This is a genomic window from Pseudoalteromonas sp. HL-AS2, assembly GCF_031198805.1.
Taxonomy (GTDB): Bacteria; Pseudomonadota; Gammaproteobacteria; order Enterobacterales; family Alteromonadaceae; genus Pseudoalteromonas; species Pseudoalteromonas nigrifaciens.
Window position 1 is genome coordinate 1,300,558 of record NZ_CP133571.1, and the last position, 23,904, is coordinate 1,324,461.

The 23,904-nt window shown below is 41.1% G+C and carries 19 protein-coding genes and 1 riboswitch; of the genes, 11 read left to right on the top strand and 8 right to left on the bottom strand.

The genetic code is table 11. The features are described 5' to 3' along the window. Positions 1–14: 14 nt before the first annotated feature. A complete protein-coding gene (locus RB215_RS06235) occupies positions 15–803 on the bottom strand; it encodes a nucleoside-binding protein (RefSeq protein WP_086993405.1) in 789 nt (262 codons plus the stop codon). 115 nt (positions 804–918) lie between these two features. Next, complete coding sequence (locus tag RB215_RS06240; protein ID WP_011327909.1) at positions 919–2,232, bottom strand: Na+/H+ antiporter NhaC family protein; 1,314 nt, start codon at positions 2,230–2,232, stop codon at positions 919–921. 308 nt (positions 2,233–2,540) lie between these two features. Here RB215_RS06240 and dapB point away from each other — a divergent pair, with 308 nt between their 5' ends. The 7 genes from dapB to ribB all read left to right on the top strand — a co-directional run bounded on the left by dapB (position 2,541) and on the right by ribB (position 12,298). Beyond that, positions 2,541–3,344: a 4-hydroxy-tetrahydrodipicolinate reductase gene (gene dapB / locus RB215_RS06245; RefSeq protein ID WP_011327910.1), complete on the top strand. Its 804-nt coding sequence runs from the start codon at positions 2,541–2,543 to the stop codon at positions 3,342–3,344. 360 nt (positions 3,345–3,704) lie between these two features. After that, positions 3,705–4,841: a glutamine-hydrolyzing carbamoyl-phosphate synthase small subunit gene (gene carA, locus RB215_RS06250; RefSeq protein ID WP_041454397.1), complete on the top strand. Its 1,137-nt coding sequence runs from the start codon at positions 3,705–3,707 to the stop codon at positions 4,839–4,841. 16 nt (positions 4,842–4,857) lie between these two features. Beyond that, positions 4,858–8,076 carry a carbamoyl-phosphate synthase large subunit gene (gene carB / locus RB215_RS06255; protein WP_197108078.1) on the top strand — a complete coding sequence of 1,073 codons (3,219 nt, stop codon included), beginning with the start codon at positions 4,858–4,860 and terminating at the stop codon, positions 8,074–8,076. A 53-nt stretch (positions 8,077–8,129) separates the two neighbouring features. Then, on the top strand, positions 8,130–8,606 hold the full coding sequence (gene greA / locus RB215_RS06260) for a transcription elongation factor GreA (RefSeq protein ID WP_011327913.1): 477 nt from the start codon (positions 8,130–8,132) through the stop codon (positions 8,604–8,606). Between the two features lie 522 nt (positions 8,607–9,128). Beyond that, positions 9,129–9,974: a magnesium transporter gene (locus RB215_RS06265; RefSeq protein ID WP_011327914.1), complete on the top strand. Its 846-nt coding sequence runs from the start codon at positions 9,129–9,131 to the stop codon at positions 9,972–9,974. A gap of 207 nt (positions 9,975–10,181) precedes the next feature. Continuing rightward, complete coding sequence (locus tag RB215_RS06270; protein ID WP_089368110.1) at positions 10,182–11,240, top strand: S66 peptidase family protein; 1,059 nt, start codon at positions 10,182–10,184, stop codon at positions 11,238–11,240. Positions 11,241–11,304: 64 nt separating this feature from the next. Next, positions 11,305–11,485: riboswitch (FMN riboswitch) on the top strand. Positions 11,486–11,644: 159 nt separating this feature from the next. Then, positions 11,645–12,298 carry a 3,4-dihydroxy-2-butanone-4-phosphate synthase gene (ribB, locus tag RB215_RS06275; protein ID WP_011327916.1) on the top strand — a complete coding sequence of 218 codons (654 nt, stop codon included), beginning with the start codon at positions 11,645–11,647 and terminating at the stop codon, positions 12,296–12,298. Between the two features lie 72 nt (positions 12,299–12,370). On the opposite strand, the gene RB215_RS06280 is transcribed toward ribB, so the two are convergent. After that, a complete protein-coding gene (locus RB215_RS06280) occupies positions 12,371–13,027 on the bottom strand; it encodes a nitroreductase family protein (RefSeq protein ID WP_086993412.1) in 657 nt (218 codons plus the stop codon). Positions 13,028–13,195: 168 nt separating this feature from the next. Between RB215_RS06280 and RB215_RS06285 the strand changes: the two genes are divergently transcribed. After that, a complete protein-coding gene (locus tag RB215_RS06285; protein WP_089368947.1) occupies positions 13,196–14,131 on the top strand; it encodes a LysR family transcriptional regulator in 936 nt (311 codons plus the stop codon). 120 nt (positions 14,132–14,251) lie between these two features. Beyond that, positions 14,252–14,875 (top strand): LysE family translocator, encoded by a 624-nt coding sequence (locus tag RB215_RS06290; protein WP_011327920.1) that lies wholly within the window; start codon positions 14,252–14,254, stop codon positions 14,873–14,875. Positions 14,876–14,937: 62 nt separating this feature from the next. On the opposite strand, the gene RB215_RS06295 is transcribed toward RB215_RS06290, so the two are convergent. Beyond that, on the bottom strand, positions 14,938–16,608 hold the full coding sequence (locus RB215_RS06295) for an RluA family pseudouridine synthase (protein ID WP_309217035.1): 1,671 nt from the start codon (positions 16,606–16,608) through the stop codon (positions 14,938–14,940). A 312-nt stretch (positions 16,609–16,920) separates the two neighbouring features. Here RB215_RS06295 and RB215_RS06300 point away from each other — a divergent pair, with 312 nt between their 5' ends. After that, positions 16,921–17,184, top strand: a complete 264-nt coding sequence (locus RB215_RS06300) for a YkgJ family cysteine cluster protein (protein WP_011327924.1) — start codon at positions 16,921–16,923, stop codon at positions 17,182–17,184. A gap of 55 nt (positions 17,185–17,239) precedes the next feature. Here RB215_RS06300 and RB215_RS06305 read toward each other — a convergent pair whose 3' ends face one another. Then, positions 17,240–19,108 carry a TonB-dependent siderophore receptor gene (locus RB215_RS06305; protein WP_208834048.1) on the bottom strand — a complete coding sequence of 623 codons (1,869 nt, stop codon included), beginning with the start codon at positions 19,106–19,108 and terminating at the stop codon, positions 17,240–17,242. Between the two features lie 164 nt (positions 19,109–19,272). Here RB215_RS06305 and RB215_RS06310 point away from each other — a divergent pair, with 164 nt between their 5' ends. Further along, entirely contained in the window at positions 19,273–19,782 is a 510-nt protein-coding gene (locus tag RB215_RS06310; RefSeq protein ID WP_011327926.1) for a peptide-methionine (S)-S-oxide reductase, read from the top strand. Between the two features lie 147 nt (positions 19,783–19,929). Here the strand turns inward: RB215_RS06310 and RB215_RS06315 are convergent, their stop codons facing one another. From RB215_RS06315 to RB215_RS06325, 3 genes are all read right to left on the bottom strand, one after another. After that, positions 19,930–20,475: a DUF4136 domain-containing protein gene (locus tag RB215_RS06315; RefSeq protein WP_011327927.1), complete on the bottom strand. Its 546-nt coding sequence runs from the start codon at positions 20,473–20,475 to the stop codon at positions 19,930–19,932. 109 nt (positions 20,476–20,584) lie between these two features. Then, on the bottom strand, positions 20,585–23,359 hold the full coding sequence (locus tag RB215_RS06320; protein ID WP_011327928.1) for an ATPase: 2,775 nt from the start codon (positions 23,357–23,359) through the stop codon (positions 20,585–20,587). Beyond that, positions 23,356–23,904, bottom strand: a complete 549-nt coding sequence (locus tag RB215_RS06325) for a hypothetical protein (protein ID WP_058373159.1) — start codon at positions 23,902–23,904, stop codon at positions 23,356–23,358. The genes RB215_RS06320 and RB215_RS06325 overlap by 4 nt, the downstream gene beginning before the upstream one ends.

Sequence of the window (23,904 nt, forward strand, 5' to 3'; positions counted from 1 at the left end):
ACCCTAGTTAAAGCTTAAAAAGTCCACTCAACATGAAGTTGTGGTACCGATTCTGTAACATTAGTGCCAAATTTGTTATGCCAATATTGCCACTCCATCCCTAGCAACAGAGTGTTTTCTTTCATTTCAAGGGCATGGCCTAAATCCCAGGTAATAATAGGCTGCGCTAAAAACCACGCACGCACATCTTGACCAAATTCATTTTCACGCTCAGCAATGTACTCAACATGGCCCTTTACATTAAACTTTTGCGTGCCGATCATAAAAGGGTAATCAAACGCAACATCAAACATCCAGCTATTAGTCTCTATTGGTGCACCACCTTTTGCTACGCCTTCACTGTCATCAATGTAGGCAGTTACCAATGTCTGAAAAAAGTTAAAACCAGGTACATCCCAGCTTAATTTAACACCCGGTAAATATTTCATTACCTTGGCGTCTCCTGCTACGTTAATACCGGCGGTTAAACCAACATCAATTAACGCGCCTGAACCAATCTGTTGGCCGGTAATAGCTGATAGGCTAACGGTTGAATACCATTCGCCATAAAAATCACGGTCTTGAAAACCGTCTTCAAGGTCGTCTTTACTGTAATCAATAAAGAAAAAATTATCGCCGTAATCATAACCAGATGCGTGCTGAATTGAATACACAGCGGTATCTGACTCTTGCTCTGTGAATGGATTTGTTTGCTCGCCATAATTAATGTGTAGAGCAGTACTGCTCCAGTTAGCAGCAATAGCAGAGGTAGATAAAGCGCAAGTGCTTAAACATAAAGCGGGAAGTAATTTTTTTAGTTTCATAATACTAATTAGTGTGACACGCGGGAGCGCTATTATAAGCAAAGGGGAGTGGTTTGTTAATTATTATATTACGTGTTGCAGCTTAATCACTAAGCTACAACACAGTAACGTTAATTTATGCTTTATTTCTGCGCAGACAAATAACCGCAATAGCACTAAAAGCTAATATAAAACAGTAATAAGAAGAAGTTGATACTTCCCATGGGCTAATTTTAAATGTAGCTCCAAGTAGCAATGCTTGCGCGCCATAAGGCAGTGTCCCTTGCGTTACGCAGGCAAATATATCGAGCAAACTAGCCGAGCGTTTACCAGTAATATTACCATCATCAGCAAGTTTTTTAGCAATTGGGCCGGTAACAATAATAGACACGGTATTATTAGCAATACACATATTGCTGGCCATTACTAACGCCGCTATACCGAGTTGGTCAGCCACTTTTCGATGCCACTTAGCAATCACTTTAGTAATTGCTTGGATTTTTTGCGCTATGTAATCCAGGCCACCATTAAGGCGAATAAACTCAGAAAGACCACCTATAAACATCGACAGCAAAAATATTTCTTGCATGTCGGTAAAGCCTTTATAAATATCTTTTACAAAGCTGGCGCCTTCATAGCTACCAGTAAAGCCCATAAGTGCAGCAAAAACAATACCGCTAAGCAAAACTACAAATACGTTAAAGCCCATTACCGCAAGCACTAAAATAAAGGCATAAGGCAACACTAATAAAATGTCGTAATCTTTGGTTTCAACAACTTGTGCAGCGGGTGTTAAATATAACAACAACGCAATTGTAACAATGGCGGCCGGAATAGCTATTTTAAGGTTTTCTTTAAACTTATCTTTCATTTCACAACCCTGAGTACGGGTGGCCGCAATAGTGGTATCTGAAATAATCGATAAGTTATCACCAAACATCGCGCCCGATACTATAGTACCGGCCATGAGTGCTGGATCTATGCCGGTTTTAACCGACACTGCATACGCTATAGGGCCAATGGCACCAATAGTTCCCATTGAAGTACCCATGGCGGTGGAAATTACGGCGGCAATTAAAAATAATCCAGGGAGCAATAAAGAAGGTGGAATAATTGACAAACCAGCGTTAACAACCGCATCAACGCCACCTGTGGCACCGGCAACAGCAGAAAACGCACCCGCTAATAAGTAAATTAAACACATGGTAATTATGTTGTTATTACCTACGCCTTTAATAAAGGTTTCGACGCTTTGGTTTATTGAGGTTTTATTTAAAATGAAAGCCAGAATAATGGCGGGTAAAATAGCAACAGGTGCAGGTAATTGATAAAAAGCGTAATCAACCCCTTGTGATTGTAAATATAAGCCTGAGCCTAAAAATATCGCTACAAAGGTAAGTAGGGGAAGCAAAGAAAGTATTGCTTTATTTTTGTTAAATGATGGCTGCATCATATTCCTCGTATTATTGAAAAAAGATCACAGCCAAAAACTCCTCTTTTAGCTGTGTTTAGCGAATCCTCCACTGTACTTAAACTAGGAGACCACTGCGCCCGCAAGCCAAAGACCAAATCGACGCTGAAAAGAAGTTTAAATGTATAGACGGCTAAAGTAAACTGGTATTATTACTTAAATTAAAACTGTGACCTGACTATTACATGCTATTTAGGTAATATCTAGCCTAGTAAATAGTGTTAATTGACCAATAGTATCTTCGCGCGAGCCACAAGGTGCTGCAAATTAAAATATTAGGTAAGGTAATGACAAAAAATAAAATCGGTGTTTTTGGTGCCAACGGCAGAATGGGCTCAGCCTTATTAGAAGCAGCAAGTACAAAAGAGCATAGTGAACTTGCAGCCGCTTATGTGCGCAGTAGTTCACCGTTATTAGGCATTAATGTTAATCAACTCAACAGTGCTGCAGATAAAACAGTAACCTTTAGCGATGAAGCTAATATTACGAATGTTGATGTATTAATTGATTTTACTTTGCCAGCCGGCATGCGCACACATTTACAAACAGCGGTTAAGCAAGGTGTCCCTATGGTAATTGGTACCACCGGGCTAAACGAAGCCGATATGACATTGCTACACGAGGCTGCAAACCATATTCCTATCGTATTTGCGCGCAATTATAGTGTGGGGGTAAATGTATTACTTAATTTAGTGCAAACAGCCGCTACAAAGTTTGGCGATGATATGGATATTGAAATTTTTGAAGCGCATCATCGCCATAAAATAGATGCGCCGTCGGGTACTGCGCTGGCCATTGGCGAAGCCATTGCAGATGCAAAAGGCTGGGATCACGACAAAGTTGCCGTATACGACCGCAGCAAAGTTGAGCAGGCTAAGTCGCAAAATGAAATTGGTTACTCGGTGCTCAGAGGCGGCGACATAGTAGGTGAACACACCGCATACTTCGCAACAATGGGCGAAAGACTCGAATTAACCCATAAAGCAAGCTCAAGAATGACCTTTGCATTAGGGGCTATAAGAGCTGCAGGCTGGTTAATAAATAAACCCGCAGGACTTTATGATATGCAAGATGTGCTAGATTTGAAGTAGTTAACTTGTTCTTTCGGCTGTTTGGGTCTGAATAAAGGTACAAGCAGTTATTTATTATAATTTACTAAATAGCGTTAGATCTAAAAGAAAACTTAATGTAAAATGCAGCCAATTTGCCAAAAATTAATAATCGCGTGTTTCCAATTATACCCAAGTGGCTTGAAAAAAGCAGGGTTCAGTGGGAATAAAGTCGTTTTAAGGCAAGAAAAAATGATTAAGGTTTAAAGCTCGTTATCGGCGTCATTTAACACTGTTTATAAAATAACTTTATCCACAAAAACTCGCTTTAACAATCGCCTGGGTATTGGCGGGGCGTTAAGCATTTTGCTTAGCCTCGTTTTTTACTGTTAGGAGGTTAATTTGACTAAATCCGCTCTGTTAGTCCTAGAAGACGGCACAGTGTTTCGCGGTACTGCAATCGGCGCTGACGGCATGTCAGTAGGTGAAGTAGTATTCAATACGTCTATGACTGGTTATCAAGAAATTTTGACTGACCCATCATACGCGGAACAAATCGTAACTTTGACGTACCCACATATAGGTAATACGGGTACTAATAGCGAAGACGAAGAAGCGAATCAAATATGGGCCAAAGGCCTAGTGATCCGTGATTTGCCACTGCTAGCAAGTAATTTTCGTAGCGAGCAATCGTTAGATGATTACTTAAAACAACGTAATATTTTAGGTATTGCGGACATCGACACCAGAAAACTAACGCGTATTTTGCGTGATAAAGGCGCTCAAAACGGGTGTATTATAGCCGGTGACGAATTAGACGAAAACAAAGCGCTTCAAGCCGCGCAAGCCTTCCCAGGCTTAAAAGGTATGGATTTAGCAAAAGTAGTCTCAACCAAGGAAATGTTTGAGTGGCGCGAATCAAGCTGGACATTAGGCGAAGGTTTTAAAACCTTAAACGCGGCTGATGAAAAGTTTCATGTTGTTGCCTACGACTTCGGTGTTAAGCGTAATATTTTACGTATGCTTGTAGATCGTGGTTGTAAATTGACTGTAGTACCAGCGCAAACCTCTGCCGCTGACGTACTAGCATTAAACCCTGATGGTATCTTTTTATCTAATGGCCCGGGCGATCCAGCACCGTGTACTTATGCCATTGATGCAATTAAAACCCTTTTAGAAACCGAAATCCCTATTTTTGGTATTTGTTTAGGCCATCAATTATTAGCGCTTGCCTCAGGTGCTAAAACAGTCAAAATGAAGTTTGGCCATCATGGTGCCAACCACCCAGTTAAAGATTTAGAACGTGATGTAGTGATGATCACCGCACAAAACCATGGTTTTGCTGCCGATGAAACTACGCTACCTGATAACCTGCGTGCTACGCACACATCGTTATTTGACGGTACTTTGCAAGGTATTCATCGTACAGATAAGCCAGCGTTTAGCTTCCAAGGTCACCCTGAAGCAAGCCCAGGCCCGCACGATGCCGCCCCATTATTTGATCACTTCATCGATTTGATGCAAGCGCGTAAACACTAATTTAACCGGAGTAATAATGCCAAAACGTACCGACATAAAAAGCATTCTTATCTTAGGCGCAGGCCCAATTGTTATTGGTCAGGCTTGTGAATTTGACTACTCTGGTGCACAAGCGTGTAAAGCACTGAGAGAAGAAGGCTATCGAGTTATATTAGTTAACTCAAACCCAGCAACAATTATGACTGACCCTGATATGGCAGATGCGACGTACATCGAACCAATTCACTGGGAAGTTGTAGAAAAAATTATCGAAAAAGAAAAGCCAGATGCAATCCTACCGACTATGGGTGGGCAAACAGCATTAAACTGTGCGCTTGAATTAGACAAGCACGGCGTATTGGCTAAGCACGGCGTTGAGTTAATTGGCGCAACAGCAGATGCAATCGACAAAGCAGAAAACCGCGAACGTTTCGATACAGCAATGAAAAACATTGGTTTAGAATGCCCACGTGCTGAAATTGCTCATTCAATGGATGAAGCAAGAGACATCATTACTCGCATTGGCTTACCGTGTATTATCAGGCCTTCTTTTACTATGGGCGGCACCGGTGGTGGTGTAGCGTATAACTTAGAAGAGTTTGAAGAAATTTGTGAGCGTGGCTTAGACTTATCGCCAACGAACGAATTGCTAATTGATGAATCACTGATTGGTTGGAAAGAATACGAAACGGAAGTTGTACGTGATAAAAACGACAACTGTATTATTGTTTGTACCATTGAAAACTTTGACCCTATGGGTGTGCACACGGGTGATTCGATCACAGTTGCACCAGCGCAAACATTAACCGACAAAGAATACCAAATTATGCGTAACGCCTCTATGGCGGTATTACGTGAAATTGGTGTTGAAACAGGCGGTTCTAACGTACAGTTCGGTATTAATCCTGAAGATGGCCGTATGGTTATCATTGAGATGAACCCACGCGTATCACGCTCATCAGCATTAGCGTCAAAAGCAACGGGTTTCCCAATTGCTAAAATTGCTGCAAAATTAGCCGTAGGCTACACACTTGACGAGCTACAAAATGATATTACTGGCGGTAAAACACCCGCGTCGTTTGAGCCGGCAATTGACTATGTAGTTACAAAAATACCTCGCTTTAACTTTGAAAAATTTGCCGGTGCGAACGACCGTTTAACCACGCAAATGAAATCAGTAGGCGAAGTAATGGCGATTGGTCGTAACCAACAAGAGTCATTACAAAAAGCATTACGTGGCCTTGAAGTGGGTGCAACTGGTTTTAACCCAATTGTGGCGCTTGACGACCCTAAAGCAAAAGAAATTATCATTCGTGAACTACGCGAGCCAGGTGCAGAGCGTATTTGGTATATTGCCGATGCAATGCGCCATGGTATGAGCGTTGAGGATGTTTACGAGCTGACAAAAGTTAACCGCTGGTTCTTAGTACAAATAGAAGACATTTTAAAAGACGAAGCAAAAATTAGCGACGTAGGCATGGCAGGCTTAAATGCTGACTTCCTACGCAAGTTAAAGCGTAAAGGTTTTGCTGACCCACGTATTGCAGAAATTGCAGGCGTATCAGAAGCTGAAATTCGTAAAAAGCGTCATTTACTAAACATTCTACCAGTATACAAGCGTGTTGATACCTGTGCTGCAGAGTTTAGTTCAGACACAGCTTACATGTACTCAACTTATGATGAAGAGTGTGAAGCCAACCCAACAACCCGTGACAAAATCATGGTGATTGGTGGCGGTCCTAACCGCATTGGTCAAGGCATTGAGTTTGATTACTGTTGTGTACACGCTTCGCTTGCATTGCGTGAAGACGGTTATGAAACCATTATGGTTAACTGTAACCCTGAAACGGTATCTACCGACTACGACACCTCAGATCGTTTATACTTTGAACCAATTACCCTTGAAGACGTACTAGAAATTGTACGTGTTGAAAAGCCAGTGGGTGTAATTGTGCAGTACGGTGGTCAAACACCGCTTAAATTAGCGCGTGAACTTGAAGCGAATGGCGTGCCAGTTATTGGTACATCGCCAGATGCAATAGACCGTGCAGAAGACCGCGAACGTTTTCAACAATTAGTTGAGCGTTTAAATCTACTGCAACCAGAAAACGCTACGGTAACATCAACTGAAGAAGCAATTTTAAAATCAGTTGAAATTGGCTTTCCATTAGTAGTACGTCCATCGTATGTACTAGGTGGTCGCGCCATGGAAATTGTATACGACGAGCAAGACTTACGTCGCTACATGACCGAAGCAGTACAAGCCTCAAACGAAGCACCAGTATTACTAGACCGCTTTTTAGATAACGCGATTGAAGTTGACGTTGACGCAATTTGCGACGGCGAGCAAGTAATTATTGGCGGTATTATGGAGCACATAGAGCAAGCGGGTGTTCACTCAGGTGACTCAGCATGTTCATTACCGGCTCACACGCTATCGCAAGAAGTACAAGATGTAATGCGCAAGCAAGTTACTGATATGGCACTTGAACTTGGTGTTGTTGGTTTAATGAATACTCAGTTTGCTGTAAAAGATGGCTTAGTGTATTTAATTGAAGTTAACCCACGTGCTGCACGTACCGTACCGTTTGTATCAAAAGCAACCGGTGTTGCACTTGCAAAAGTAGCTGCACGTTGTATGGCGGGTCAGTCTTTGGCAAGCCAAGGTATAACTAAAGAAGTTATTCCTCCATATTACAGCGTAAAAGAAGTTGTTTTACCATTTGCTAAGTTTCAAGGTGTGGATCCAATCCGTGGCCCTGAGATGCGTTCAACCGGTGAAGTGATGGGTGTTGGTGATACTTTCGCCGAAGCGTTTGCAAAAGCACAATTAGGTGCAAGCAATACTTTACCACGCGGTGGTCGCGCGCTATTATCCGTGCGTGATAGCGATAAGCCACGTATTGTTGAACTAGCTAAAATCATGACAGACCTTGGTTTTGAAATAGATGCAACAGGTGGTACAGCTGCTGCACTTGAAAATGCTGACATTGCGGTTCGCCGTGTAAATAAAGTATTTGAAGGGCGCCCGCACATTCTTGATAGAATCAAAAGTGGCGAGTATAGCTATATTGTTAATACCACAGAAGGTCGCCAAGCGATTGAAGATTCGAAGGTGTTACGTCGTGGTGCTTTACAGCACAAAACCAACTATACTACGACCTTAAATGCGGCGTTTGCAAACTGTACAGCAAACCAAGCAGATGACCGTGGGAAGGTGACGTCAGTTCAAGAACTACACCTGCGATTGAACTAAGGAAATGTGCCAAGGCCGTTAAATTGCGGCCTTGGGATTAAGTGAGAAAAAGTATGCAAACAATTCCGATGACAGTTCGTGGTGCAGATTTACTGCGCAAAGAACTTACCGAATTAAAAACAGTTACCCGTCCTAAAATCGTCAGCGATATTGCAGTTGCACGAGAGCATGGTGACTTAAAAGAGAATGCTGAGTATCACGCTGCGCGTGAGCAACAGGGTTTTTGTGAAGGCCGAATTCAAGAAATTGAAGCTAAGCTTTCAAATGTACAAATAATTGATGTAACTAAAATGCCTAATACCGGCAAAGTTATTTTTGGTACAACAGTTACTATTGTCAACGTTGAAACTGATGTTGAAGTTAAATACCAGATTGTTGGTGATGACGAAGCAAGTATTAAAGATAATCGTATTTCGGTTAATTCACCGATCGCACGAGGTTTAATTGGTAAGCAAGCAGATGATGCTGTGAACATTGAAACCCCTAAAGGCACCGTTGAATACGAAATCATCGAGGTTGAGTATATTTAATAACTCACTTTACGTGTAAATAAAAGCCAGTGTATTAATACACTGGCTTTTTTGTTTTAAAGTGTTTAAAAGTGTTAAAACAGCCCTTATAAATTGGCCTTAAAAATTTTACTTTGTTACCATATACAGGCTGCAAATTAAGCAGTTTACTCGGAGATATTTATGAACGATACCGACCATCCCTCTAGATTGAGGGCAGAAAAATAACCCGTATTGGTATTTATCTTCTATAAATCTACCTAAGCGGTAGAGTAATTTTATTCTTTCCTATTTTTCTTCTCTCAGACACCTAGATATAAATAATGAAATTAGCCTTATTAAAGTGCTGATTATAGTTACTAGTACGCTGGTATTTTAATCAGTCATATAGTTTCATTATTTGATGGTCGTTACCTTATGCTAATGTGTTTTACTCCTAATTAATGGCTATTAGCTAAGCAGTAGTTTTAACTGTTTGAACGCCATGTTATTAATTTAAATAAAATACAATTAGCCTAGCATTAGCCAATCGGGAGATTCGCCATGACGGTAATGAGCAAAAACTACGTAGAAAATAACCCACACTTTTCTCAAGCAGAAATAGGGGCGGCTAGAAAAGTGTTTTTAGCGCACAGCTATAATAAACAAGTGCACTTATTAACAATAATGGATGTTGAAGAAGCGGTTGCTATTTTACAGCACTGTTCAATTACTTATGTACAAGACTTAATAAGTCGTTTAGAAAAAGACGGTTACGACAAACTCGCTCGACACTATGCGCATCAGTTGGGTTTTATTCACTCAGAAGTTGAAACAGCGCAAAGTTATTTAAATACCTCGGCACTGGGGCATGTGCAGCAGCGTATTGGCTGGATCATAGTATTAGCGTTATTAGGTATAGTGTCTGGGTTAATTATTACTCAATACGAAGACACATTAAGCCAGTTAGTATTGTTGGCAGTGTACATGCCGGTTATTGCGGCTGCGGGCGGTAACACAGGCTCACAAGCGGCTACTTTGGTAATACGGGCGTTAGCAACAGGCGAGCTGAAAAAAAGACAATGGTTTGCTGTGTTTCTTAAAGAAAGCCAAATTGCAGTGTGTCTTGCGTTAGCGGTGGCGGGCGTAATGGTTATTCGCATCTTATTTTTTAGCGATGTTAAATCTGCCGGTGGGTTCGATTTAAATATAATTGCGATGGCCATCGCAGTGGCATTGTTTATTCAGGTAACTATTTCTACTACGCTAGGGGGGTTATTACCTATTTTAGCGCGGGCACTTAAGCTAGACCCCGCGGTATTAGTGAGCCCTGTATTGGCATCAATTGTTGATATATCGGGGATGTGGATTTACTTTACCGTAGTTAACTATTTTTTAGAAATTGGTTAAATCAAAAATTTTAGGTTTATATGTTTTGCGCTAATCACTTAACACTCAGTAATTAGCGCAAAACTTAGTTTGAATTTATTCTTGCACATTTCCCCCTCTACCAATTACTTTTAACTAAAATTTCTTTAGGTTATTCATCTGCCATCAATTTGATCTATGCTGATATGGAGCAATACGGTTTAACGTCCTCTCAAATAAGGATAAATAATGGCTAATATACTTTACCCGGCACCTTTAAAAGTAGGTTCTAAAATTGCGGTGTGTTCGCTTTCAGAAGGGATCGCGGCTAAATATCATGCTCGTTTAGAGAGTGTAATAAACGGTTTAAAACAGCGTGGCTATGAAGTAATTGAGGGGGCGTTTTTACGGCGCAGCGAAGCAACAGCAGAATTAGCTACCAAAGCCCATGCAGAGCAGTTAATGGGCTTTTTAGTTGACGATAGTATTGATGCAATTATGCCTCCCTTTGGTGGCGAGCTTGCGATGGAAATACTGCCACAACTTGATTTTAATGCTATTAAACAGGCTAAACCCAAATGGCTTGTGGGGTTTTCAGATGTGAGTACTGTGGCCTGTGCACTCACTGCTAAATGCCAATGGGCAACGCTGCATTGTGCCAATTTAATGCAATTGCACCCAAACGAAAAAAGCCCTTATTGCTTACAAATATTTGAAACCCTAAGTTATGCAGCAAATAGTGAGTTTACACAGGCACCATCAACACATTATCAAAAAGTAGCCCCCGATTATGCACAGCACCCAGAAGCCTTATTTAATTATACCGAGACGACTCAGTGGCAATGCTTAAATTACTTTGATCAGCGTACTATCGAAATGTCGGGGCGTTTATTTGGAGGCTGCCTAGATACCGTGGGTTTATTACTCGATTCACCATTTTTAGACCTGCATGAATTTAAAAAGCACAGCGCGCCCGAAGGGCTAATTTTATACTTAGAAAATTCAGAATTAACCCCCACTACTGTAGCGCGATTTTTACTGTCGTTAAAACTAGCCGGTATATTTGACGACATTAACGGCATAATTATCGGCCGCAGTGAAATTACACAAGGCAAAAACCCCGAATTTGACTATCGCCACGCATTAAATGTAGCGCTTGGAGGCTGTATGTTTCCGGTTATTATAGATGCAGATATAGGCCATATTGCACCTAACTTAAATTTAATTAATGGTGCTACTTGCACATTAATTGCCGATATAAACGAAGGCAGAGTAATAAAAGCGTCATTAAATACGTCGCTCTCTTAATTGGCTTTGAATAACGTGCCGGTACAGGGGTATAATAAGCTGGCTTTTATAATTCGTTATTTAAGTACATTCTCAGGGCGGGGCGAAATTCCCCACCGGCGGTATGTTTAATTCACTATTTTAATTACATTTGTAGTGTTTAAATAAGCCCGCGAGCGCTTTGTTGTTTTATATAATATCAAAGGTCAGCAGATCTGGTGAGATGCCAGAGCCGACGGTTACAGTCCGGATGAAAGAGAATATGGCTTAAATATAGCGTTAATAGTGCGTGGCTTTTGGCTGTGTGCTATTTATGTTTTTTAATTTAAGTTATTGTTGGTACTTATACTTTAATGCTTTTAGAGTTTATTTTATCGATCCTTTCAGTGTCCTGAATCTATTTATTTTTAATCAGGAATATAATGATGATTCAGTCTCTACTTACTCAATTTGGCGAGCCGTTAACGCGCGTCGAAAATGCCATTACCGCACTACAGCAAGGCCAAGGCGTATTGGTTGTTGATGACGAAAACCGTGAAAACGAAGGTGACTTTGTATTTTCAGCCGAGCATTTAACCACCGCCCAAATGGCTGAGATGATCCGCGAAGGCAGCGGCATTGTGTGTTTATGCATGGGGGAGGAGCGCATAAAACAGCTCGACCTACCGCAAATGGTTACTCATAACACCAGTCAAAACAATACCGCTTACACCATAACCATTGAGGCCAAAGAGGGCGTAACTACTGGCGTTTCTGCAGCCGATAGAGTTACAACGATTAAAGCCGCCACAGCCGACAATGCTAAACCTGAGGATTTATCGCGCCCAGGGCATGTATTTGGCTTAAAAGCTAAAACGGGTGGAGTACTGGTACGCCGTGGTCATACCGAAGCATCTGTAGATTTAATGCAACTTGCGGGTTTAAAGCCGTTTGGCGTTATTTGCGAGCTAACTAACCCCGATGGCTCAATGGCGCGTTTACCTGAGGTGAGCGGTTATGCAAATAAGCATAATATGCCAGTGGTATCGATAGAGGATTTAGTGCAGTACATTCAAATTGCACAACAAAAAGTAAGTTAACTGCAATAAAAAACCCCTGTTTAATTAAATTAAACAGGGGTTTAAATTATTAAAAACGGGCGATAAACGCGATTATAAAACCTGAATTACTTGCTCAGCGTCTAAACGCGATTTAGGTAACTTAGCATTATAGTCCTCAGCGCTATCGTGATAGCCCAGCGCTAATGCGACATCACATACGTAACCATCTAATTCTTTCGCAAAAATTTCACCAAGTAACTGCGCATCTACGCCTTCCATTGGGGTAGAGTCAATGCCTAAACGAGCAGCTGCGTGCATGGTATTACCAAGTGCAATGTAAGTTTGCGCTTTAGTCCAAGTTGCATTATTGCCTTGCTCATCGGTATTCATATCTACAAACGCAAACGCGCCAAAAGCTTGTTCACGGTTTTCGCTTTGCGTGCGACCATTTTTAATATCTGTGTCTATAACGTGTGCGTAATCATCACGGGTATAGTTAGTTTTGTGAGCAAAAAGCACAATATGCGATGCTGTTTTTGCGTGCTTTTGATTAAACTGAAACATATTTGCAAAGCTGTCATGAAAACGTTGCTTAGCTTGATCAGACTCAATAACAATAAACTTCCACGGTTGTGAGTTAATTGATGAAGGCGATAAACGCATAGCTTCATAAATTACGTTAAGGTCGTGATCGCTAATACGTTTAGCTGCATCATAATGTTTGGCCGTGTGGCGTTTTTCTAAATCGCTAATAATAGGGTGAGTCATGGTTTTCTCCGGGTAAATTTAACTTTAAAACAATCATACTTAACAGATAAAAATTAACGATTGGTTAGAGTAATAAGTGCTTAGTGCGAATGGCAGCTAATATACGCTTTGCTTTGTGAAAAATAAACAGCATAATAATTGAAACATTATCAAATAAAAATAGATAATATGCAGATAGACGATCTTAAACTTATTTTAAAAGTTGCAGAATTTAGAAGCATTACTTTAGCCGCAGCAAAATGCGATATGCGCACCGCAACTGCGAGTGCTGCCATTAAACGTGTAGAGTTAGCCCTTGGCAGTGAGCTGTTTATAAGAACAACACGCCACTTACGCCTTTCGGCAGCGGGTGAGCGTTACATTCCTCAGTGTGAGCAAGCACTTGCAGTGCTAGAGCAAGCAAAACAAAACCTCAAAGGCGAACATGATGAAATTGAGGGAGAGCTGCGCGTTGCACTGTCATCAGATTTTGGGCGTAATTTAGTGATCCCCTGGATTGATGAGCTTATGGATAATTATCCTAAACTCAGTTTAAGAACGCATATAAGCGACAGTAACGTTGATTTTTATCGTGATTCGGTCGATATAGCGCTGCGTTATGGATCTCCGAGCGATACTAATATGTATGGTTTTAAAATTTGTAATGTACCACGGCTCCTTTGCGCCACTAAAGAGTACTTAATAGCACATGGTAGCCCCAATCACCCAGACGAATTGAATCGTCATCAGGGCATGTTTTATCAACTACAAGACATTATAAATAACAGCTGGGAATTTACCGACGGGCAAAGTAAGTTTAAAGTTAAAATGCAAGGTAAGCGTGCCTCTAACGATGGCGATTTAGTTAGGCGCTGGTGCGTTGCAGGTAAGGGGCTGGCGGTTAAGTCAGCGCTCGATATAGCAGATGATTTACTGGCCGATAGGGTGGTTACGGTGATGCCAAATTATCAACATGTTAGCGGTGAGTTATGGCTTATTTGCCCAAGCAGGCAGTCGATTACTCCCGCGGTGCGTTTACTGCGCGATGTGTGCCGTGAAAAATGCCGCACAATTTTAAAACAGTTAATTGCCAAAGGTATTATTGATAAAAGTGTATTGGACTAGCCATTTATTTACGCTTGATAATTTTAAGTGTAGGGTATAAATATAAGGCTTTAGCTTAAGGTGGTAAATATTAAGTCGGGCAGTTAAATTTAAATAAAGGACTTTTAATAAGGTGTGCTTATGGATTATTTAGTTGCAACCGTATTTTTTGCTGTATCAGCTTCGGTCACTCCTGGGCCAAATAACATCATGCTTATGACCTCAGGGGTAAATTTTGGCGTGCGAAAAAGCCTACCTTTACTTACGGGGATCTGTATTGGTTTTGCCTTAATGATACTACTGATTGGCTTAGGCTTTGGGCAATTATTTGCGTTGTTCCCTAATTTGCATTTAATTATTAAGTGCTTAGGAACACTGTACTTGCTGTATTTAGCATGGCTCATTGCTAAATCTGGCAGTGTAAACTCAACAAACAGTCAAACCAAGCCGCTTACTTTTATAAAAGGAGCACTATTTCAGTGGGTAAATGGTAAAGCATGGGTTGTAGCCACTGGTGCTATTGCGGCGTTTACAACCGTTGGCGCAGGTTATTACGGGCAAAGTTTTACATTAGCGCTGACGTTTTTGTTGGTTGCTTTTCCGTGTGCAGGAGTATGGTTGTTTTTTGGTACATTATTAAAGCAAGTATTAAAGTCTGAACGTTATAGACGCTACTTTAATTATACTATGTCGGCGTTACTGGTTTTATCGGTAGCACCTGTGGTGAAAGAAATTACGCTGCAGGTATTCTCCCAAGGCGTTTAAACAAAACACCCTGAGAGCAAATTTAAACAATAAGAAGTCAATGGGCCTAGGCTCGACCATTTTTAAAAGTCGGGCGCTACTTCAAACTCTAACTGCTGATGATTAATCGGGTGGCAAAACGATAAGTACTCGGCATGTAAATGTAATCTATTGGCTTTTTCACCGTAGTGATCATCACCAACTATGGGCATATTTAAGCCTAACTTATGCGCGCAATGCACTCTTAGCTGGTGCGTACGCCCCGTTTTAGGGTAAAGGTGCAAGCGGGTAATATTATCTTTTCGCTCTAACACCTGCCAAGTAGTAAGGGATGCTTTACCGTGTTGATAACACACTAATTGGCGCGGTTTGTCATCAAAATCTAAGCGCAGAGGTAAATCAATTGTACCACTGTTTTGAACTACATTTCCGGCAACTAAAGCAACGTAACGTTTTTCTATGGTACGCTCTATAAACTGTTTTTGCAGGGCTTTATGCGCTCTTTTATTGAGTGCAATAATTAATAACCCTGACGTTGACATATCTAAGCGATGCACAATGAGCGGGCCGGTAGCATGTGGAAATTGTGTTTTAATGCGCAAATAAACCGAGTCTTCAATATTAACCCCAGGAACGGACAAAAATTCAGCTGGTTTATTGATCACTAATATATCGTGATCTTGGTAAATAATAGTTAAATCTTTACCAATAGCAGGGTTGATCAATAATGGATTTTCTTCTACATGTAAGCCTTTGAGCATATGCCCTAAAATAGGTTGGCATTTACTATAACAAGACGGGTAGTAATGTTTATGATGCCTAATAGCTGATTTAGGCGCAGCGCCCCACCAAAATTCTGCCAAAGCTAAAGGTTTTAAATTATGTTGATACGCATATTGCAATAACTTAGGCGCGGCGCAATCTCCTGCGCCTGCTGGTGGCGTATGCTCAGGCAAGGGTGCAAAAATAGCGTTTAGATCTTTAGTTTCGTTATTAGCATTTAAAAATTGGTATTGCGCAAACAGCTTTTTTTGTAAGCTTTTAGAAAGTGTTTTACGACGTTTTTTTAAGTGTGCAATTTCATCAGTAATATTATTTAGAGCTTGCTGCAGGGTGTCGAGTTTACTTTGCCACAGCTGCTTTAGTGCTTGTAGTTGCTTTTTTTCGACAATACTTTGCCCAGCTAACTGAATTTTTAGCTGCTCAAAGTCAGTTGGGGATAACTGAGTGCTTGCATCAGTGCGTTGTTGTTTACGCATTCGGCGGCTAACTTGCATTAACGCTTGCTGCGCTTCTAACTGCTGCTGATAAGTGGCATTGGCTTGGTTAAATGCGTTATTAAGAGTGCTAAATTGCTCACTATTTTCTAGCTGCTCAATTTGGGCGTTAATATTATTAATAATGCTGCTTTGTGCTAAATACTCAGCATCGTGTAGCTGCATATCGGCCACGGCAGGTACAAAGTTAATTTTACTGCTTACGCCCTCAAGTTGCCCCGAGTAAGCGGCTAAATAACCAAGCTGTTGCTGATTATTTTGCACCACTAGTACGCCAAACATTTTACCCGACTCTTCATTATTAGCTGGGTTTGCCAAGTACTCTAACTGTGTTTCGAGCTGTTGTTGCAACTGCTCGGTTGCTGCTACAGCAATTGCTTTAGGCTCATAGTAAAAAGGAAAAGTAAATTTATCTGGTAGCGCCATGTGATTTACAGGCGCTGAAAATGGCGTAAAGCAAGTAGCAATATTTGGCATGGGCAATATAATAATGAAGTTTTTAACGAAATAATTAGCCAATATAATAACATAGTCGCTGCTATGTCACTAAGTGTGTTGTGTTATTAGTATGTGCCTTAATTGTTTGATGTAACGGGTTGCTGCAAAGTTTTAATTAAATGAGTAGCGCCATTATTTATCGTAATTCGTGTTAAAATATTAGCCCGTTAAAAAATCAATATTTTAGTGAGCTAGGCTGGGCTTTAATTTTACAAAACGCTAAGCGTTAATATCGTGTGTGTAGCATCAACTAGATTACTAATAAGCAAATGCATTTAAACAGAGGTTATTATGAAAACACAGCCTATGGCGTGTCGGTTAGGCTGTGGGGCATGTTGTATTGCGCCAAGTATTAGCTCGCCCATTCCAGGAATGCCAAACGGTAAAAAGGCCGGAGAGCGCTGTATTCAGCTAGATGAGCGTAATTTATGTAAGTTATTTGGCGACGCCAGTCGGCCAAAAGTATGCAGCGATTTTAGCGCCACATTAGATGTATGCGGTACAACTAATGCGCAGGCTTTAGCGCTTATTACTGAGCTTGAGGAGTTGACCTGAGCAAGCCTATCATCTACAACCACCTGGTAAATAATAAGCTTGCTTGTGAAGTGGGCTACCAGCTATACGTTGCGCTTAGCGTATATTGCTCGCCACGTCCAGGAGTGCCCGGGATCTCTTGAAACGATTCATTCCACAGGTTATCTGCGGCCAATGTAATAAATAAGTTTTTAATCTGCGGCGGCATTATTTTTAAGGTTAAATGAGTAAATAACGCATCATCATCGCCACTGCGCAGCGTATTTTCATGTTGTTTGCGCCATTCGTTATCTATACGAAACTCTAAAATATCTGTTGGGTTCCAAATAGCCGCAAGGGTTAGCCTGTGGTCTGGGTAGTTTAATGCGTAAAAGCTGGCATCTATATCGGCTGCGCCATAATTCTCTGATTTTTTTAAAAAGCTATAACTGGCAATAATTTCTGCGTTATCAAAATGCTTAGTTGCAAGAAACTCAACCCCCGAGGTATTAATATCTACCGGATTGGCAAAGCGGGCAGAAGTGGCATCAAAACTATAAGTCCAATCGGTTAAGTTATCATCTTGGCGATAAAAAACAGCAGAGTTAAAGCGCCAACTTTGTCGTTCTAATAATAAGCCCAGCTCGAGGTTTTTAGTACTTTCGCGCTCAAGGTTATAGTTACTTCTAAACAAACCGCCAGTGTCACTGCCGCCAATTGCGGTATAGCCTGCTACTTGGCTTGCCTGTGCATACGATAAATAAACAGTGCGCTCAGTGCCGTCGCTATTTTGTGTATTTAAAGTTATATCACCAATAAGTGAAATTTCAGAATCGTCACGATTGGTATCGTCAAAAGCCGCACCAAGGCGAATAGTAAGGTGTTGATCGCTCTCAAGTGCCATTTGGTACTCTGGCAGCACACTTACTTTATAATAATTACGTGAGGTAAAATTATTTTCAAGCGTGGTCGATTCAATCGAATCATTAATAAATTGCGCAGAATAATTGAGAGCAAAAGACGTGCTGTGCGCATGGCGCCCTGAAAGTGCTAGTGATTTAACGTCGGTTTGATGAAACGCTTCGAACGACATTGGGTTTTCACGAGAATACACATAGTGATCCTCGTGTTTACGATAATATGTAGATACTTCAAACGAGCTCTCGGCGCTATAGTTTTGCTTATGGTTGAGCATAAATAGCTGAGTTTTAAGATCTTCAGTTTCGTTAACCCCAAAAGGAGTATACAAATTTGGCCAACCAAAAAACTTTTCTTGAGAGCCAAAAAACAGATCGGTTTGTGAGTCTGGCCCCACTAATTGAACACGGCTTGAGGCGCGGGTAAAGTCATGATCGCCATAATCAATAGAGCCATCACTTTGTGAGTGAGAAAACTCGCCTTCCACACCCAGCTGCCAATCGGTAATACCATCCAATGGTATATTCACGCCCGCATGCAGGCTTTGTAAATTAAAATCATTGCTACCAACCCCAAGTGACACGCTACCACCTGTACTAATTGGCTTCCAAGCAAACGATACTGTACCAACTGAACTGTTAACGCCATAAAGTGCATTATCTGCTGCGGTGAATATAGCTGGGCCGCGCAGCATTTGCGGCGCTATAGGAATTTCGGCAAAATAATGTCCCGACTGCGGATCGAACAAAGTGGCGCTGCCAACCCTAAAACCAGTATTTTCGAAAATACCACCACGAATGGTTACATCTGCTTGTGCTTCGGCCATATTACGCGATTGCACATCAACACGCGGATCATACTCTAAATTAGAAACCGGTGAGTCGAAAGTGCCCACGGGTTCTTTATTTGCAGTAGGGGAGGCTTCAACCGTTATTTGCTCTATTGCAGTGGCATTTTTAGTTTGCACTTCAGCGTAGGCAAAGTCAGTAACACTGCATAGCAATGTAGGTAATAATACGGGTAATATAAGGCGCGGGGCACGATTCATGTTTTTCTCATTTTTGTATATGTAATTGTGCTAACAATTAAATCCGAAACACGCCTGTTAAGGCGTGATAAAGTAGTCAAATAATTGTAATTTGGCTTGGTATTGTATATTAATCTTAAAAAATTGCATTTGATAATCATTCGTAAAGTAGGGTAATTGATTTTATGAGCACAGTACAAACAAGCGAAAATTTGCATCTAGAAAGTATTTACTTTGCCGGAGGCTGCCTTTGGGGGGTACAAGAGTTTATTAAGTACTTACCCGGCGTTGTTACCACTGAGGCTGGGCGAGCTAATGGCACAAATAATAATACACAAGGTGAATACGACGGTTATGCCGAGTGCGTGAAAGTAACCTTTGATATAACAGCCGTGACACTCTATAAACTGATTGAATACTTTTTTGAGATTATTGACCCTTACAGTGTTAATAAGCAGGGTAACGATGTTGGTTTAAAATACCGTAGTGCTATTTATAGTAAACAGCAATGTCACTTAACAATTGCAAACGACTATATAAATCAACGCGCTGATGCAGATAAAATAGTGGTACAAGTTCAGTTGCTAACCAATTATGTTCCCAGCGATGCAGAGCACCAAGACCGGTTAACTAATTTTCCCGATGACTATTGTCATATCCCACCTGAGTTATTACATAAATATAAATCGAAATAAAGTTAAAGTCTGCTATATCAATTATGCTAAGAGCAACTGTTTCTCTCATCAGTAAGCTCTGTGGCTATAGTAAAACTTTAATAAAAAACATTCAGCCACAAAAAAGCTCACAAATTGTGAGCTTTTTATGTGCTTTAAAACCTGCCGCTACTTTTGTGGCGGGAAGTTATTTAAAATTTTAGCGACTGTTTTTCTAACCGACAGTTCACGTTGCTCAGGAGATTGGTTTTTCTTTAATCGACCATCTTCAGCGCCGCGCCATACTAACTGGTTTGATTCACGGTCAATAATATCAATAACTAAAGTACCTACTTCGTATTCACGAGCAGATATATCGTTTTGATACCCTAAACCCCACGAGCTCCAACGAGCGCCGTAGCCAATATTAAAAGAACTTACGTCTAGCTCTTTATCTACCGATGCATGGTAGTTTACCAGCACGTCTGCTTGAGCAGGATCGGCTAAGCTCATGCCCATTTTTTGATTAAGCTCACTGCTTATTGCGCTGCGTACACGTTTTTCCATTAACGCATTAATTTGATAATTATTGGTGTCTTTTGTTAAATCTGCATTTTCTACCCACGCAAACGTTTTATAGTTAGCAAAGTTTGCTGACTTGTCGTAATCCCAATCTGCGGTTTGCGTACAAGCAGTTAAAAACGCAAGTGCGGCTACAATAAAAATATTTTTCATACAGTTTACTCCTAATCTTTTTTATAAAATAACACACATTGTTAGGCAGTGTGATATTTAAGCGCTTAACAACAGTTTAGCTGCTATAGCTGAACCATTGATTAATTACTTAATGTTCAACTTCTATCCAGTCTTTTTCGTCTACCCAGTTTTGTGCACCGTCTTTAACTGAGCGAATTGGCACAATATAATCGCAGCTTGTTTGTGGTTTAACTGAGGCAAATATAGGGACGAAGCCAAAGCTAAGTGCGGTTTCAATAATTGCCTTTTGATTTTGCGGATCAATGTCGGCGGCTTCATCTATGTATATAGGTATACGGTATAAATTTTGTTCTTGTGAGCTTAACAAATAGCGAATAAACAACATACCACATAATAACTTAATAGTTATGCGCGTACCGTTTGAACCCGCCGAGTCTATTTTGTCAAAGTGTTCGGTATCGCCTGCGCGATTGACTACTTCAAAACGAATATCAAATAAATCGGTGAGGGTAAGGCCAGCTTTGTCGGAGGCGAGCTTAATTAAATGATCTTTCGCCTCGTTTACTGCGCTTTCGCTATACGGTTCTTGGCTGAGTAAATCCAGCGTGTCCCCTTGCTCAAACTGATGCGAGGTACTAATTATAGTATCTATACTATCAACTAACATTTTGCGCGGTATTACATTAATTTTAAATGCTTGCAGGTTCGAAATACGATGCTGGCTAATGCCTTTATTAAAGCTGTTCATTTCGCGGCGCAGGCGGTCTAAATCTTCGCGTAGGCCTTTAATGGTTGCGGCTACTTCTGTTAGGGCCACACGGCCTTGACGCTCAACGGCATCGCGTTCGTTATCAATGTTATGAAACGCACTAATGAGTTTTTGATACTTACTAAACTCATCGTTTTCGTTATCAAACTTGGTAATACCGGCATTATAAATATGCAAATAGGTATTGCGTACGTTTATCTCAAAGTTACGCAGCTCTTGGCAGTCTTTATTAAAGTGGTGCACTAGGTCGCTTAAATTATCAAAGTCTATTGTTACCTCTATCATGTAAGGGGTAACTTTGCCGCTGTATAAATCAAGCGTGTGATCAATTCGTTCGCTTTTCACTTGGCGCAGACGATCTGATTGGCGATTAATTTGCGCCTGTTTTGATTTAATAATTGAGCGTCTGTCGCTAATTGAGCCGCTATTTTTTTGAATGTCTTGTAGGTAGTCGTCAACCTGATCGCGCTCAGCTAACAACTGCTCTTTTAGCATGGTTTGTGCTTCAGCCGATTGCAGCATAGTGTCAAACTGCTCTAAACGTTTAAGGGCGGCCTCGGCGCTCATTAGTTCATCGTACAAGGTGTCTTTTTCTTTTTGCTTATCGGCCACATTTGCAGCTACATCGCGCTGTTGCTTAAACTCTTTTAAAGCATGCTCAAGGGCACTTAATTGAGCGGTTAGCTGCTCTTTATTTTCGCCGCTTTGCATTTGTACAGGGGAGAGCTTTTTAAGCTTAATACTCGCGCCAGGTAAGCTAAGCACGCCGCCTTTTACGTTTTCGCTTAAGTGCGATAAAAACGCACTAAATGCGTCTTCGTCATCAATGCTTATGTCGCCATTGCTGGTGGTTGCAAACGAGAGCATGTCGGGGTTTAAAATGCGCGAAATTTCTTCCACTTCTTTTAACGACAGCTCTTCGCGCATGCGGGTAAATAAATTAAACTCCAAGTTTTTAAGTTGTAGCTTTAAGCTCTTAATTTGTTTTTGGGTTTCGCTAATACGGTAGTCAAGTGTATGCAGGCTTTGCCCTTGTGCGCTGGTAATAGAGTGTGAAAGCGACTCGTAGTCTTGCTTTAACTGGGTAAGGCTCGTTTTAAGCGTGGCTTTGTTAACCAGTTCAAATTCGTTTTTAAGTGCGTTAAAATCTAAAAACCATTGCTCTATTTGCGTTTGCCTGCGCTCTATATCGCGCGACTGCTGTACGTACAAACTTTGCTTTTGTTCAAACTCGTGTTTTTCGTGTTCTATGTTTTCAAGTGCTATTGCTAGCTCTTCTAGTTGCGACTCTTGGTAGTTGTCAAAATCAATGAGTGCTTGGTCAATTTTTGGAGCATAAGCCGCTAATTTACCTTTTAGAACGGTTTGGTTCTCTAGCATCGACTCAAGCGCCGCTATGGGCTCTTGCATCGATTCAAGGGCGTGCAATTCACGTTTACTGCGGTTTACTTTATCGAACGAGCGACGCCACACTTCATAAAAGTCGACCTTAGAGTTAGACATGTGGCGCTCAAATACACGTAGCATAAAGCGTTTTACATCGGCGGCACCGAGTTTATGTAAGTTAAGAATACGGCGAAATATTTCTTTATAAATAGTCGAATCTTGAACGTTATTAAGCGGGATCATTTTTAAGTTGATCTCGTCGTCAAACGGGGTTGCACCGCCGGTGAGTAGGGCGTTTAGTTCTTGCGCTTTTAGCTCTATGGGGTTGTAACCAAGCTGTTTTAAATGGCTGAACAGCTTAGTGTATTTAATAATGGTTTTACCTTGGGTGTACTGCTCTAAATCAAGCTTGCCTTGGTAGCAAAAATATTGATGCGCATAACCGGCAATTTTCCCCAAACCCGCTACACCAATCACTACTGAGCCATGGGGCAAATTTGCTTCAAGCAAAATGTAGGATTGATCTGACGAAAAATAAAACTTTCGGGTTTCGTCTAAATCGTGGCCATCCCATTCGGTTAGGCGTAAATCGTTAATAAGCGGAAATTGCAGGGCATTTATTACTGAGCTTTTACCCGTATTGTTGGGCGCGCAAATAGAGCTGCTTTTATCCAGCGGGATCACACACTTTGCGTAACCTGCGGTATTGAGTAGGGCGAGTTTACTTAGTCCGTATAAATTTTTCATTGCTCGTCCTCTGTTAGGTAGGTTTCTTCGTTTACTTCCATTAAGGCATCTATATAGCGATGGATAGGGGCTTGTAGCATAAAGCCTGCTTCTACTTCGCGTGCCAAACCTAAGCGTACCATGCGCAGGTACACGTCTTTGCGCAGATCTGAACCCGAAAATATCTCCAGTTGATCAAACAAATGTTTGTTAATTTGCACTAAGGTTTGCATTAACTCTAAATCGTTTACTTCGTCGAACAAGGCGCGCATTGGGTCTTTGCCGGTGTTGGCGTAGTGCTCAATTAAAATATAAATAGTGAGCGCAATAGCACGGGATATTTTGCCCATATTGGGTGTGCTTTCGTCGCTGCTAAAGTAATAAAAGCCACGGCTGTCGTGTTTTAGCTCATTACCTAGGGCGCTAAATAGCGCGCTGTACGCGTCTATGTTTTGATCCAGCTCTTGCCACATTAGGTTGTCTTGTTCGCAAATATGATAACCCGCCACTAATTTTTTATTAATTGCTTGTAAGTGGGTAAGCTCGTTTAAGTTTATTTGTGTCAT